Genomic DNA, 14774 nt, shown 5'->3' on the forward strand with positions numbered 1-14774 from the left:
ATGCCAGGGGCTGCGCGGCCTCACTCACATGCGTGCGCAAAGGCTGCGCCGCAGGTTCCCGGTGCTTTCGCACATTGCGGACGACCTGGGCCGCGGCGCAGCACCGGAACGGAGAGGAAAGATCGCCGGAAGTACCGCCCCGTGGCACGCCGGCCCGGGTCCACCGCACGCACGACGGGCCCGGCACGAGATGTGCCGGGCCCGTGCGTACTGGGCTCGTCAGTGCGTCAGCACCGTCAGCGGGACTGCTGCGCGGGGACGCTGCGGGCCGCCGACTCCTCGTCGGCCACGGCCTCGCCCTCTTCGCCGCCCTGGCCGGCGGCGGCGACCGCCGCACCGGTGAGGGTCGCCAGCATCTCGCGCACGTTGGTGAGCTGTGCGTTGATGCTGTCGCGGCGGTTGGTGAGGGCCGCCAGCTCGCGCTCGGACTCGCTGCGGACCCGGTCGGCCTTGGCGTTGGCGTCGGCCACGATGTCCTCGGCCTGGCGCTGAGCGGTCTCCACCGTCTGGCGGGCGCGGCGCTCGGCGTCCGTGCGCAGCTTCTCGGCCTCCAGACGCAGCTGCTCGGCGCGGTGCTCGATCTCGGCGAGGCGCTTCTCCGCCTTCGCCTGGCGGGAGGCGAGATCACGCTCGGACTGCTCGCGGCGCTTGGCGAGGTTCGTCTCGAAGTCCGCAGCGGCCTGGGCGGCCTTGGCGCGGGTGTCCTCGAAGAGGGAGTCGGCCTCCTCGCGCTTGGACTGGGCGTCCTTCTCCGCCTCCGTGCGCAGCGAGGTGGCTTCGCCCTTGGCCTTCTCGACGATGCTGGCGCCCTCGTCCTCGGCCTTGGCCTTGCGCTCGGCGGCGAACGCCTCCGCGTCGTTGCGCACCTGCTGAGCGGCGCCCTCGGCGAGCTCGCGGTGCTGCTCGGCGGCGCGACGGGCCTCGTCGCGCAGGTCCTTTGCCTCCTCCTCGGCGAGGCGGAGGATCTTCTCGACCCGCGCGCCGAGCCCCGCGTAGGACGGCTCGGCGTCGTTTACCTGGGCCTGGGCGTTCTGCGTCTCGAGGTGAAGCTCCTCGATGCGCTTTTCCAGCGAGGTGATACGGGACAGTGCACTGTCACGGTCGGCGACGAGCTTCGTGATGCGGTCGTCCACCTGCCCGCGGTCATAGCCACGTCGCACGAGCTCGAAGCCGAAGGGGGAGGAAGTGTCGCTCATGGGTTTCCTGTCGAGTCAGACGGGTTATCAGACGGGGAGTTGTAGGGGAATCCTAGGGGCCAAGACGGCGTGTCATCGAGCCATTGCGGGTTTGATCTGGAGAATGTGCGCTCGTTCGAGTGGCTAACTTCCGGACTCCTTGCCAGCGGACCGAGTTGTACCTGCGCCAACTCCCGCCTTCACGCCATTTGTTGATCCCGTGTCGGTGCCGCCCTTCTTGCCACCCCCGCCTTCCGGGCCACCGCCGGATCCGGGAGTTTCGAAGGACTCCAGTGCTTCCAGTACGTCCTGCACGCGGGAGATCTCAGCGTTGATGTCCTCCTGGCGGCGCTCCAGCACCTCCAGCTCACGCTGCCCGGCCTCGACGGTCCTCTCCGCCTCGGTCCTGGCCTCGTCGCGCATCTGCTCGGCCTCCCGGACGAGTTCGGTCTTGCGCTGCTCGGCGTCCTTGAGCAGGCCCTCGGCCTTCTTGACCGCCGAGACGCGCACGTTGCTCGCCTCGTTGTCGGCCTCTCGCACAAGACGTGCGGCTTTCTCCTCGGCCTCGCGCAGCTGTTCCTGCGCGGCCTTCACGAGCTTGTCGCAGCGTTCGCCCGCGGCCTGCATCGCCTCGGAGGACTCCCTGCGGGCCCGCTCGTGCAGCTTCTCGATCTCGCGCTCGACCCGGGTCCGCTGCTCCTGCGTGCGTTCCCTGATCGCGACGGCGTCGCTCCTGGCCTCCTCCAGCATGGTGTTGGAGTCGTTGCGGGCCTTCTCCACGACCTGACGGCTGTCCTCGCGGGCCTCGCTGACCAGACGGTCCGACTCCCGCCGGGCCGCGCCCACCATGGTGTCGGCCTGCTCCTCCGCGGAGGTCTGGGTGCGGCGGGCCTCCTCGCGGGCCTCGGCGAGCAGCCTGTCGGCCTGCTCCGCGGCGTCGTTGCGCCGGCGGGCGGCCTCCTCGCGCGCCTCGTCGAGCACCCGCTCGGACTCGGCACGCGTACGCTCCGCCTCGTCCAGGGCCTCGGAAACCGTCGTCTCCGCCATCGACTTGGCGGCCTCGGACTCCTCTTTCGCCTCCCGGCGCAGTTCCGCCGCGGCCTTCTCGGCCGCCGCCCGCCGCTGGGTGATCTCTTCCTCGGCCTGCTCGTGCAGCCCCGTGACCGAGTCGCGCACCTGCTGCGCGGTCTCCTCGGCGGTGCCGACCATGTCCGCGGCGCGGCGCTCCGCCTCCTCCACGAGCCGGGCCGCTTCGCTCTGCGCGTCCTCGACCCGCTGCCGGGCGGTGGCCAGGAGCTCGTCGCTCTGCCGCCGCGCATCCGTGCGCTCCCTGTGTGCCTCCTCGCGGGCGCCGGAGAGCAGCTCCTCGGCCTCGCGCCGCCGCCGGTCGGCCTCCTCGCGGGCGGCCTCCAGGGCCTCAGCAGCCTCAGTGTTCGTACGCTCCGCGGCGGCGGCGGCCTCCGACCTGATGCGGTCGGCGGTGTCCTGCGCCTCGTTGCGCAGGCGCTCGGCCTCCGACACGGCGTCGCTGCGCAGCTGAACGGCCAGCGCCTCGCCCTCGGCCCGGGACTGGGAGGCGTCCGAGTGCGCCTCGCTGCGCAGCCGCTCGGCTTCTTCCTCCGCCTGCTGCTGGAGGGTGCGCAGCCGCTCCGCCGTCTCCGCGCGCAGCCGCTCGGTCTCGGAGCGCGCCTCGTCCCTCAGCCGCTCCGACTCGGTGTGCGCCTCGCGGAGCTCGCGCTCGGCCTCCGAGAGCTTCGTCTCCGCCTCGGTGTGCAGCCGTTCCAGCTCCGCGGCCGCTTCCGCCTTGCGGTCCTTGGCCGCCTGCTCGGCCTCCTCGCGGATGCGCCTGCCGGCCTCGTCGGCGTCGGTGCGCGTCTGCCCCGCCTGCTGCTCGGCGGTCGAACGCAGCTCCTCCGCCTCGGCGTTGGCGCGCTCCAGGGTCTCCTCTGCCTGGCGGCGCAACGACGTGGCCCGCTCGATGGCCTCGGTGCGCACACGCTCGCTCTCGGCGCCGGCCTCGCTGCGGGTGTCCTCGGCGTCCGCCTTCGCCTTGATCAGGAGTTCCTCGGCGTGGTTCGCCGCCTCCTCGATCTGCTGGACGGCCTCGCGACGCGCCTCCGAGCGCAGCCGCTCGCCCTCCTCGACCGCCTCCGCGCGCAGCTGTTCGGCCTCGCCGCGCAGCCGACGGGCCTCCTCCTGGAACTCGACGGTCCGCTCGCGGTACTCCTTGGTGTCGTCCTTGGCGGCGCCCTCGAGCTCGTCGACCAGCCGCTCGGCCTCGGCGCGGAGCCGGTCCGCTTCCTCCTGGGCCTCGTGGCGGATGCGTTCGGCTTCCTCGGACGCCTTGCGCGTCGTGGCCTTGGCCTCCTCGGACGCCTTGTCGAGTGCGTCCTCGGCGGTACGGGCGGCCTCGGCGAGCTGGTTCGCGGACTCCTCGGCGGACCGGGAGCGGGCCTCGGCCTTGGCCTCCTCGATCATCTGCTCGGCGTGGGCCTTCGCCTCGTCGCGCAGCTGCTGGGCCTCGGCCTTGATGGCCTCGGACTCCTTGGTGGCCTCGCCGACCAGGCGGGCCACCTCGTTCTTCGCGGTGCGCAGGCGCTGCTCGTTGTCCGACTCGGCGTCGGCGAGCAGCTTCTCCGCAGCCTCGGACGCCTTCGTCAGCTTCTGCTCGGCGTCGGAGCGGGCCTCGCGCAGCGCCGCCTCGGCCTCCTGCATCCGCTCGCCGGCCCGGCGCACCAGGTCGGCGGCCTCGCGGCGGGAGGACTCGGACTCGGAGGTGGAGGAGGTGCGCAGCCGCTCCGCGTGCTCGCTGGCCTCCTGGGCCTGCGTCGAAGCGGAATTGAGCATCCGCTCCGCCTCGGCCCGGGCCCGGCGCAGGATCGCGTCGGCCTCCTCGCGGGCCTTCTCGGCCTCCGAGGTCATCCTGCTGCGGGTGTCGTCCGCGTGCCGTTCGGCCTCTTCGCGTGCCTGCTGCAGCGACCGCTCGGACTCGGCGCGCGTTTCCTCCATGAGGCGCTGCGCCTGCTGTTCCGTACGGGCACGAAGCTGCTCGGCCCAGGCGACGTTCTCGTTGACGTGGGACTCGACGGTGGAGCGGCGCTCGGACAGCTCCTGGTCGAGCTGCTGGCGGCGGCGTACCGCCTCGGCGTGCAGCTCCGACTCCAGCCGCGACTGCTGCTCGGCCCGCTCCTGGAGCAGCCGCTGCGTCTCCATGCGGGCGTCGCGCAGCTCGCGCTCGGCGTCGGCCCGCATCTGGTCGGCCTGGAGCTGGGCGTTGCGAAGCAGCGATTCGGCCTGCTGGGACAGGTTGTCGTAGCTGGTCGGGCGCGTAGCAAGAGCGCGGCGCGCCTCGTGCAGCTTGGCGCGCAGCACTTCGACCTGATAGCCGAGGTCGTCGGCATGGTCGACGGCCTTCTCCCGCTCCTTCTTCAGCCGCTCCATCTCGGCCTCGAATTGCGAGAGGTGGTCGTCAGCCTCGTAGCGGTCGTAGCCCCGCACTGCGCGGTCCCATCCGTCCCCTGGTCGTGGTGGTGAACTGGCCCCTCGTGCGAGGGTGACAGATCATCGGCAGATCTCCGGGGTCGGAACCCCCAGCCCGGACCCTCCTCGGGATGGTGCAGAGGCCCGCCCCGGCCGAGTGGCCACTCTACCGGGCCGAGAAGCAGCCGTCAGTGGCTCGTTGTTGCTGATGAGTTCCCAGAGGTCTCCGGGGTGGCAGCCGTGACCAACTCGGTGAGGACTCCGTGGCAGTCCTTGGGGTGCAGGAACGTGATGCGCGAGTCCATCGAACCCCTGCGCGGTTCGTCGTAGAGAACACGGACACCGCGGCCGCGGATCTCGTCCGACTCGGCGTCCACGTCGGCGGTGCCGAAGGCGATGTGGTGTACACCCTCGCCGTTCTTGTCCAGCCACTTCGCGACGGTGGAGTCCTCACGCACCGGCTCCAGGAGCTGGATGTACGAGGCACCGCCGTCGTCCGTGCCGTTGATCCGGAGCATGGCCTCGCGGACCCCCTGCTCCTCGTTGACCTCGGTGTGGAAGACCTCGAACCCGTACGTGGCACGGTAGAACTCGGTGGTCTTGTCCAGGTCGAAACAGGCGATCCCGATGTGGTCGATACGCGTCAGCATTGCCCCAGTGCAGCGTCTGCGTGCCCGGTTACGCAACGTGCGCACGGTCACACCCTTCGACCGGTGACCCGGGACCGTACCGCTCAGTACATTGGCGGAAGTCCCCTTAACCCTCGTTAACCTCCTCCTGCGCCTCGCGGCCGGGTGGACCCCACCCCGTGAGCCCGCGGCCCGGGGGACCCTCAGGAAGGGATCTGAACCTGATGACTGGTACGTCAGCTCGTACGGACGGCAGCACCTCGGTGATCGTCTCCGGTGCCCGTACGCCCATGGGGCGGCTGCTCGGCTCGCTGAAGTCCTTCTCGGGCGCCGACCTCGGCGGCTTCGCGATCAAGGCGGCGCTGGAGCGGGCCGGTATCGGCGGCGACCAGGTCGAGTACGTGATCATGGGGCAGGTGCTCCAGGCCGGTGCGGGCCAGATCCCGGCACGGCAGGCGGCCGTCAAGGCGGGCATCCCGATGAACGTGCCGGCCCTGACCGTCAACAAGGTCTGCCTCTCCGGGCTCGACGCGATCGCCCTGGCCGACCAGCTCGTGCGGGCCGGCGAGTTCGACATCGTCGTCGCGGGCGGACAGGAGTCGATGACCAACGCGCCGCACCTGCTGCCCAAGTCCCGCGAGGGTTACAAGTACGGCGCCGTCGAGATGCTCGACGCGATGGCCCACGACGGGCTGACCGACTCCTTCGAGAACATCGCGATGGGTGCCTCGACGGAGAAGCACAACACCAGGCTCGGCATCGCACGTCCCGAACAGGACGAGATCGCGGCGCGGTCCCACCAGCGGGCCGCCGCGGCGCAGAAGAACGGCCTGTTCGAGGCCGAGATCACGCCGGTGGAGATCCCACAGCGCAAGGGCGACCCCGTCGTCTTCAGCCAGGACGAGGGCATCCGCGGCGAGACCACCGCCGAGTCGCTGGGCAAGCTGAAGCCCGCCTTCGCGAAGGACGGGACCATCACGGCTGGTTCGGCGTCCCAGATCTCCGACGGCGCCGCGGCGGTCGTCGTGATGAGCCGCGCCAAGGCCGAGGAACTGGGCGTCGAGTGGCTCGCGGAGATCGGTGCGCACGGCAACGTCGCCGGTCCGGACAACTCCCTCCAGTCGCAGCCGTCCCGTGCGATCGAGCACGCGCTGGCGAAGGACGGTGCGGGCATCAAGGCCGCCGACCTCGATCTCATCGAGATCAACGAGGCGTTCGCCGCCGTCGCCGTGCAGTCAACGAAGGATCTCGGCGTCAGCCCCGAAAAGGTGAACGTCAACGGCGGTGCCATCGCCCTCGGGCACCCGATCGGGATGTCCGGTGCGCGTATCGTCCTGCATCTCGCCCTGGAGCTGCGGCGCAGGGGCGGCGGCACCGGCGCGGCCGCCCTCTGCGGCGGCGGCGGGCAGGGAGACGCGCTGCTGCTGCGGGTTCCGGGGAACGCGGGCCGGTAGGTCCCTCCGGTACGAGCCGGATGAGCCGGCCCCGGCGGGAGTCCGGGGCCGGCGGGCAGAGGGGTCGGCCCTGGGGCCGGCGGTCTGAGGAGCACAGAGGACAGGGGAGAGCGGCAAGCATGGCGGTGGACGTCTCCGAGCTGGTCGATCAGGCGAGAGAGGGCCGGCCGAGGGCCGTCGCCCGTCTCATCTCCCTCGTGGAGGGGGCCTCTCCACAGCTGCGCGAGGTCATGGCGGCGCTCGCGCCGCGCTGCGGCAACGCCTACGTGGTGGGCCTCACGGGTTCGCCCGGCGTCGGCAAGTCCACGTCGACGTCGGCACTCGTCACGGCGTTCCGGCGCGCGGGCAAGCGGGTCGGCATCCTCGCCGTCGACCCGTCCTCACCCTTCTCCGGCGGTGCGCTGCTGGGCGACCGCGTGCGGATGGGCGAGCACGCCTCCGACCCCGGTGTCTACATCCGTTCGATGGCGACCCGCGGCCACCTCGGTGGGCTGGCGTGGGCCGCGCCGCAGGCGATCCGGGTGCTGGACGCGGCCGGGTGCGACGTGGTGCTCGTCGAGACGGTCGGCGTGGGCCAGAGCGAGGTCGAGATCGCCGCGCAGGCCGATACGAGCGTCGTCCTGCTCGCCCCGGGTATGGGGGACGGGATCCAGGCCGCGAAGGCCGGAATCCTGGAGATCGGCGACGTGTACGTCGTCAACAAGGCCGACCGTGACGGGGCCGACGCGACCGTCCGCGAGCTCAATCACATGCTGGGGCTCGGCGAGGCACGCTCGCCGGGCGACTGGCGTCCGCCGATCGTCAAGACCGTCGCGGCGCGGAGCGAGGGCATCGGCGAGCTCATGGAGGCGCTGGAGAAGCACCACGCGTGGATGGAGGAGCACGGGGTTCTCACGGAGCGCCGCACGAAGCGAGCGGCCCGCGAGATCGAGACGATCGCGGTGACAGCCCTGAGGGAGCGGATGGGGGAACTCCGCGGCAGGAAGCGACTGGGCGCGCTGGCGGAGAAGGTCGTCGGCGGATCGCTCGATCCGTACGCTGCGGCCGACGAGCTGGTCGCGGGCGTGACGGAGGTCTGACGGCGCACCCGGTCCCGGCCACCGTGCTGTCACACACGCAAGAGGTGCCGCGACCTCAGGTCCCGGCGCCTCTTGCGTTGCGTTGGCGTCCTTGCGGTCCTCGTCAGTCGTCGTCGCCCTGATCGTCGGCGTCGTCGTCGCGGTCCTCGCCCTGGTCCCGGTCGTCGTCATCCTGGTCCGTGGCGGACTGGGTGACCTTGCCCGACCGGCCGTCGACGGTCAGTTCCGTCTCCTTGCCCTTGTCGGTCGTCTCCACCTCCCAGGTGGGGGCCTTCGCGTCGTCGTCGAACTCGACAGCCGTCACCGTGCCGTGCTCGGCCGCCTCGCGGGCCACGTCCTCGGCCGTGAGCTTCGAGCCGGGGACCGCGTCCTCTTCCTGTTCCGTCCTGTCGCTCAGGACCTTCTTCGTGTTCCCGTCGAGCCGGACCTCGTGCGACGTGCCGCCCTTGGTCACGTCGACCTCCCAGACCGGGCCCTGCTTGCCCGCCTCGAGGTCGATGCTTGTGACGGTGCCCGGGGCGGTCTTGAGGGCCGCTGCCGCCGCCTCGGCAGCCGTGATTCCGGCGTTCCCGGCCGCACGGCCCTCGTTCCTGTCGTCGTCCTTGCCGTCCTTGTCGTCCTTGCCGTCGTCGTGGTCGTCGTCCCGGTCGTCGGCATCGGCCGGGGACGCGGCGGAGGCGGAGGACGCAGACGAAGCCGAGGACGCAGCGGGCTGGTTGGCGTCGTCGCTGGCGAACGCCGCGACCGAGCCCCCGCCGATCAGCGCCAGGGCGGTGACGGTGGCGATGGCGAGCTTGCGCTTCATGGTTCCTCCCGAGTCGTTGCTGTGTGGGATTCACCGTGGCGGAAGGATGCTGAAGGGAGCCTGAAGCCACCTGAAGATCACTTCAGGTGCGATGGGGGAGAGTGGAGCCATGCGCCTGCTGATCGTGGAGGACGAACGCCGGCTCGCCCTCTCCCTCGCCCGGGGGTTGAGCGCCGAGGGCTTCGCCGTCGATGTCGTGCACGACGGCAAGGAAGGCCTGCACCGGGCCGGCGAGGGCACGTACGACCTGATCGTCCTGGACATCATGCTGCCGGGCATGAACGGCTACCGCGTCTGCGCCGCCCTGCGCGCGGCCGGTGACGAGACGCCCGTGCTCATGCTGACCGCGAAGGACGGCGAGTACGACGAGGCCGAGGGCCTGGACACCGGGGCCGACGACTATCTGACCAAGCCCTTCTCGTACGTCGTGCTGCTCGCCAGGGTCAGGGCGCTGCTGCGGCGCCGCACGCGCGGCGCCCGCACCCTGCTCCAGCTGGGCGCGCTCTGCGTCGACCCCGGGACGCGCCGCGTGAGCGTGGGGGAGCGGGACGTGGAGGTGACGGCGAAGGAGTTCGCGGTGCTGGAACATCTGGCGGTCAGGGCAGGGGACGTCGTCTCCAAGGCGGACATCCTCGAACACGTCTGGGACTTCGCGTACGAGGGCGACGTCAACATCGTCGAGGTCTACGTCAGCGCCCTGCGCCGCAAGCTCGGGGCGGGCTGGATCGCCACGGTGCGCGGTGCCGGATACCGGCTGGTGGATGCCGGTGCGTAGGTGGCCTGTCCGTACGCGCGCCGCGCTGGGCGCGACCCTCGTGGTGGCGGTCGCGCTCGTGGCCGCCGGGATCGCTGTGGTGGGAGTGCTGCGGGACGGGCTGGCCGGCAACGCGCGGCTCCAGGCGGAAGCGACCGCCCGGCAGGTGGCTGCGCAGGTCTCCGATGTGGACGCGTCGAGCGTCGGCGAGGACGTCGACGGGCTCGACGGCGACACGGACGAGCCGGTGCAGGTGGTCGGCCCCGCCGGAAGGGTGCTCGGCGCGGGGGAGACGCTGCGCGGCATGGGCCCCGTCGCGAGCTTCAACCGGCCCGAGAGCGACGAGGATCCGGAGGAGCGGGACGAGGACGACGAGGTCGACAGCGACAGCGAGGAACGGACGCTCTCCCTCCCCACGGACGACGACGGTTCGGCCAAGGCGGACTTCACCGTGGTCGGAGTGCAGGCGAAGACCCGCGACGGAACCCCCGTCACCGTCTACGCGGGCGCCTCGCTCAAGGATCAGCAGGAAGCGGTCTCCTCCGTCACGCAGGCGATGCTCATGGGACTGCCGCTGCTGCTGGTGGTCGTGGGCGGTGTCACCTGGCTCGTTACGCGGCGCGCCCTGCGGCCGGTGGAGGGCATCCGCAGCGAGATGGCCGGGATCATGGCCAGCACCGATCTGTCGCGCCGCGTGCCCGAACCGGACGCACGGGACGAGGTGGCGCGCCTGGCCCGCACGACGAACGACACCCTCGCCGCCCTGGAGGCGTCCGTGGAGCGGCAGCGAAGGTTCGTCGCGGACGTTTCGCACGAGCTGCGCAGCCCCATCGCATCCCTGCGCACACAACTCGAGGTGGGCGCCGCGCACCCCGATCTGCTGGATGTGGACGGAGCCGTCCAGGACACCGTGCGGCTCCAGCAGCTGGCAACGGACCTCCTGCTCCTCGCCCGCCTGGACGCCGGAGAGCGACCGGGGAACGCCCCGGTCGCGCTGGGCGCGCTCGTACGGGAGGAGCTGGCGCAGCAGGAGTGGGGTCCGCACCCGGTGGAGCTTGGGGAGATGGCCGACGGTCAAGTGACGGGCTCGCGGGCGCAGCTGGCGCGAGTGGTGATCAATCTGCTCCAGAACGCTCAGCGGCACGCGGCGTCGCGGGTCTCCGTGGCCGTACGGGAGGCCCGGGACGCGGGCGGCCGATGGGTCGAGCTGGAGGTCGGCGACGACGGCCCGGGCGTGCCGGAGGCCGAGCGGGAGCGCATCTTCGAGCGGTTCGTACGGCTCGACGACGCCCGCAGCCGCGACGAGGGCGGTGCGGGGCTCGGCCTCGCCATCGCCCGCGACGTGGCGACGCGGCACGGCGGGACCCTGACCGTCACGGAGGGCTCACGCTTCGTCCTGCGGCTGCCGGCCGCGGCCTGACCGCGGTGCGCGTCCGCGTCAACTCCCCGGCGTGCTCTGCCTGTTGAGGCCCGCGTGACGTGGCCGGAGAAGCGTAGGGTTGCCCCCTCGCGCAGCGCGTGGCAGACACATCGGGGGAGCCTGTGGGAGTACGAGACGTACACAACACGGTCGTGAACAGCACCGTGGGGACCCTGATCCAGGCGGGCGTCCTCGACCTGCACGTCCATGTCGAGTTACCGGCCGGGCCCTCACAAGATCCGGTCGAGCTGGCGGCCGAGAGCCTCAGGGGCGCGCTCTTCCGGCAGTGGCGTGCGGAGGCGAGCGCCTGGGACATGGCGGCTCCCGAGCGCATCTCCGTCCGGTGGACGCTGAAGTGGGACTGCGCCGACCACGCGAGGAACGTGGGACTTCCGGGCAGCTCGTACGAGGTCCTGCCGAGCACCATGGCCGACGCGCTGGCCGATCTGCCGCACCGCCGGATGGTCCTGCTCGGCGGCCCCGGTGCCGGGAAGACGACGGAGGCGGTGCTGCTCGCTCTCGAACTGCTGAGGCGTCCTCGCTCCTCCTCGCCTCGTGCCACCGAGCACCGCAACCTGGTGCCGGTCGTGCTGTCCCTCGAGACGTGGGACACCGAACGCGAGCACTTCGATGCCTGGCTGACGCGGCGTATCACCGAGGACCACCGCGGCCTGCCCGGGGTCGACGGCCGCCACCCGGCCGCCCGACTGGTCTCCGAGCGCAGGGTGCTGCCGGTCCTGGACGGCCTGGACGAACTGCCCGCACACCGCAGCCGCGGGGTTCTCGACCGTCTGCGGTCGGAACTCACGGACGACATGCCGCTCGTCCTCACGTGCCGCAGCGACGCCTATCGCGAGCTGTTCAGGGAGGGGCGCGTGCTCCCTCGCGCCGCGGTCTTCGAGACCGAGCCGATCGCAGCGGCCGACGCCGTCGACTATCTGAAGCTGGCCGCTCAGCCTGAGCTCTCGCCCCGCTGGGAGCCGGTGTTCGAGGAGATGCTGGAAGTACCGCGCGAACCGGTTGCGGAGGCGCTTTCCACTCCGCTGATGCTGTGGCTCGCACGCAAGGTCTACGACGATCCGCAGGCCGATCCCGCGGAACTGGTCGACGTCGGCCGCTTCGCCACGGCGGCCGCGATCGAGAGTCACCTGCTGGACCGCATCGTGGATGTGACGTTCACGCGGCCGCCGGCCTCCCCGGACCGGCTGCACGCGCCCGGGCAGTGGAATCCGCTACGGGCCCGGCGCTGGCTCGCTCACCTCGCCCGGCACCTGGAGGCGCGGCGGATCACCGAGATCGCCTGGTGGCAACTGCACCGTGCCTGGCTTCCACGGCTGCTGGCGCTGCCCGCGCTGTTCGCCGTGAGCATCTCGCTCTCCTTCCTGGCCGATGCCGTCGTAGGCCTGGTCACCGACGACGGGCTGTACGACTCCCGTGCCGTCTGGGGCTATTCACTTCCGCTCCTGGGCGGGATGCTCCTGGCCAACGGCGTGCGGCTCACGGCAATGGTGTGGTTCGGTGACCGCCTCGGGGAGCCGCGCCGACGCTGCAACCCGCTCAAGCTCGGCGCCGCACTGCGCTCCGCAGGCAGGGCCACTTCGTTCCGGCGCGCGCTCAGGGCCTCGGCTGTCATCGTGACGCTGGGTCTCCCCATGTCGCTGTTCGCCCTCGGTTCGAGCAACCCACCGGCCTATCTGGCACTGACGGGGCTGGGGTTCGTGCTGCCCGCGATCCTCATGGTCGCCTTCGCCGCCCCCTCCGACACGGTCGACGCCGTCACCCCTCACGCCCTCCTGCGCAGTGAACGCGTGGCGGTGCTGCTGACCCTGTGCGTCGTGGCTCCCCTGGTCGGAGCCGGGAACGGCATGCCTTTGTGGCTGGACGACCTCAGCCCACGCAGCGGCTGGGAATGGGCGGTCCCCGCCTGGTTCGGGGCGGCAGCGATGCTCGTGGTGCTCTCACCCTGGGGGCGCTGGCTTCTGGCAAAGTTCTCGCTCGCCGCCTTCGGGAGGCTGCCCTGGTCACTGATGGAGTTCCTCGGGGATGCGCACCGCGTCGGCCTCTTGCAGAGCACCGGCGGGACGTACCGCTTCCGGAACCTGCGTCTGCAGCAGCACCTGGCCGGTGCGCCTCCGGCCGTGACGGCCACGACGGCCACGACCGCTGTGTCGGCCACGACGGCCACGACCGCTGTGTCGGCCACGACGGCCACGACCGCTGTGTCGGCCACGACGGCAGCCGTCGGGCCCGCGCAGGTGCCACCACCCCGCCCCGAACCGTCGCTGTCCGACGTATGGCGGGACCTGCCTCCGGTGTCCCGGTGGCCGGGCTGGTCGGTGAAGGACACCCCCGAGGGCTTCGTCATGGAGGGCCGCAGCCGCCGCGTGCCTCTGGCTCACTGGCCCCTGCTCGCCGCCTTCGCCGCCATGAAGATCGTGCAGATGATGGTCATCGGGCAGTGGGGCGAGCTTCAGGCGTGGACGGCGATCGCGTTCCTCCCTGCGGTCGGCCTGCTCATCAACCTCCTGGCGTTCATGCTGCCCCGCACCAGACTCGAACTCCGGCTGAACCAGGGCGGCATGGGCTCGGCCATCGGACGGCACCGGTGCAGCTACGCCTGGTCCGACGTGCATGAGGTCGGGGTCCGCAAGGTCTATCGGCGGGGCAGGGACACCCGGTACTACGGACTCCACGTGCGACTGCGGTCCGGCGCCCAGGGCCCGCAGTCACGTGCGTTCCCGGAGCACGACGGTTGGCATCTGATTCTTCCCACGCATTTCCACGACGCCCTGCCCCCGGACCTCAAGGAGGCGCTCGCCCGGTTCGGGCCCACTGTTCCGCGCTGACCGGGGGTGCCTCGGTGCCCCTGCGGCGCGTGGCCTGAACCGTGTACGGCACGCCACGGCAGGGGAGCGGGCGGGGCCACTGGGGTCTCTAGTTGTCGTCCTCCACCGGCACCGTCCCGTGCACGTCCCGTGCCTGGATCACGGAGCCCCCCACGGTTCCGCCGGTGATCCTGTTCTCCGTGTCCCCGCCGTGGTCGTGCGTGTCCGTGCGGCCGTGCGTGGAACCGAAACGCCGTGCCTGGGTCAGGTCCCCGCGTACACGCGTGCCGACAACGGTGTTGCTGACCTTGCCGACTCGGGCCGACGGCATGGGCGAGGCGGATGACCGCCGGTCGCGGCGCGCCGAGGCCGTCCCGTACACCGACAGTGCCAGGCTTGTCACGCCGACGAAGGCGCCGAGGACGCTGGCCAACTGATCGGCTGCTTCCAGACCTCGCTGCGCGAAGAGCAGGCCCAGCCCTGTCAGGGCACCGAGGAACACCAGGGCGCCGGCCCAGGCGAGTAAGCGTCCACGTCTCGTCATGAGCTCAAGTGTGGGGGATCTCCAGGTGCGCGCTCACACTGAACGTCTCCGCGGCAGCGCCCGGAGGTGACGGCGTCCTGTGGCGGCCTAGAAGCGGCCGCGTTCGGCGCGGAGTTTCTCGGCCACCGGCAGGAGCGTCTCGTGCAGGTGGTCGAGGTCCTCCGGCGACATGCGGTCGATGAGGTGGCGCCGAACGGAGTCGACGTGATGGGGCGCGACGCTGCGCATCGTCTCCCAGCCGTCCTCGGTCAGTACGGCGAAGAGTCCGCGCTTGTCGGACTCGCAGTTCTCACGGCGGACCAGACCCGCCTTCTCCATGCGCGTGATCTGGTGTGACAGCCGGCTCTTGGACTGAAGAGTGGAGGCTGCCAGGTCGCTCATCCGCATCCGGTGTTCCGCGGACTCGGAGAGGTTCACGAGGATTTCGTAGTCGTTCATGGTCAGGCCGAACGGCTGGAGGTCGCGCTCCAGCTGGTACATGAGCAAGCGGTTCACGTCCAGATGGATGCGCCAAGCTCTCTGCTCGTCAGCGGTGAGCCAACGGGTGCCGTTGGGGCCGTTGTCGGTGTCCATGTCCGAGACTCTACATAGCGCCCGTACAGATGTGCT

11 protein-coding genes are annotated in these 14774 nt (G+C 71.2%); 5 read left to right on the forward strand and 6 right to left on the reverse strand.

Annotated features, from left to right (window positions below; translation table 11 throughout):
• Positions 1-236 precede the first annotated feature (236 nt).
• The 3 genes from I004_RS0109125 to mce form a co-directional block, all read right to left on the reverse strand.
• Positions 237-1196: a cellulose-binding protein gene (locus I004_RS0109125; RefSeq protein ID WP_028435221.1), complete on the reverse strand. Its 960-nt coding sequence runs from the start codon at positions 1194-1196 to the stop codon at positions 237-239.
• A 123-nt stretch (positions 1197-1319) separates the two neighbouring features.
• Positions 1320-4673, reverse strand: a complete 3354-nt coding sequence (scy, locus tag I004_RS0109130) for a polarized growth protein Scy (RefSeq protein ID WP_028435222.1) — start codon at positions 4671-4673, stop codon at positions 1320-1322.
• A 170-nt stretch (positions 4674-4843) separates the two neighbouring features.
• Positions 4844-5305 (reverse strand): methylmalonyl-CoA epimerase, encoded by a 462-nt coding sequence (gene mce, locus I004_RS0109135; RefSeq protein ID WP_028435223.1) that lies wholly within the window; start codon positions 5303-5305, stop codon positions 4844-4846.
• A 242-nt stretch (positions 5306-5547) separates the two neighbouring features.
• On the opposite strand from mce, the gene I004_RS0109140 reads away from it, so the two are divergent.
• Entirely contained in the window at positions 5548-6738 is a 1191-nt protein-coding gene (locus I004_RS0109140) for an acetyl-CoA C-acetyltransferase (protein ID WP_028435224.1), read from the forward strand.
• A 119-nt stretch (positions 6739-6857) separates the two neighbouring features.
• Positions 6858-7817, forward strand: coding sequence for a methylmalonyl Co-A mutase-associated GTPase MeaB (meaB, locus tag I004_RS0109145; protein WP_028435225.1), 960 nt, complete (start codon positions 6858-6860; stop codon positions 7815-7817).
• Between the two features lie 103 nt (positions 7818-7920).
• Here meaB and I004_RS0109150 read toward each other — a convergent pair whose 3' ends face one another.
• Positions 7921-8622, reverse strand: a complete 702-nt coding sequence (locus I004_RS0109150) for a PepSY domain-containing protein (RefSeq protein WP_028435226.1) — start codon at positions 8620-8622, stop codon at positions 7921-7923.
• Between the two features lie 109 nt (positions 8623-8731).
• On the opposite strand from I004_RS0109150, the gene I004_RS0109155 reads away from it, so the two are divergent.
• The 3 genes from I004_RS0109155 to I004_RS39420 all read left to right on the forward strand — a co-directional run bounded on the left by I004_RS0109155 (position 8732) and on the right by I004_RS39420 (position 13642).
• On the forward strand, positions 8732-9397 hold the full coding sequence (locus I004_RS0109155; RefSeq protein ID WP_028435227.1) for a response regulator transcription factor: 666 nt from the start codon (positions 8732-8734) through the stop codon (positions 9395-9397).
• Entirely contained in the window at positions 9390-10796 is a 1407-nt protein-coding gene (locus I004_RS0109160; protein WP_028435228.1) for an ATP-binding protein, read from the forward strand. Before I004_RS0109155 ends, I004_RS0109160 begins: the two co-directional genes overlap by 8 nt.
• 152 nt (positions 10797-10948) lie before the next feature.
• Positions 10949-13642 carry an NACHT domain-containing protein gene (locus tag I004_RS39420; protein ID WP_158677018.1) on the forward strand — a complete coding sequence of 898 codons (2694 nt, stop codon included), beginning with the start codon at positions 10949-10951 and terminating at the stop codon, positions 13640-13642.
• Positions 13643-13730: 88 nt separating this feature from the next.
• Here the strand turns inward: I004_RS39420 and I004_RS37485 are convergent, their stop codons facing one another.
• Together I004_RS37485 and I004_RS0109175 are read right to left on the reverse strand one after the other, a co-directional pair.
• Positions 13731-14165 carry a hypothetical protein gene (locus I004_RS37485; RefSeq protein WP_158677019.1) on the reverse strand — a complete coding sequence of 145 codons (435 nt, stop codon included), beginning with the start codon at positions 14163-14165 and terminating at the stop codon, positions 13731-13733.
• Positions 14166-14252: 87 nt separating this feature from the next.
• A complete protein-coding gene (locus I004_RS0109175; protein ID WP_028435229.1) occupies positions 14253-14738 on the reverse strand; it encodes a MarR family transcriptional regulator in 486 nt (161 codons plus the stop codon).
• Positions 14739-14774 lie beyond the last annotated feature (36 nt).

It is taken from the genome of Streptomyces sp. TAA486 (assembly GCF_000426165.1).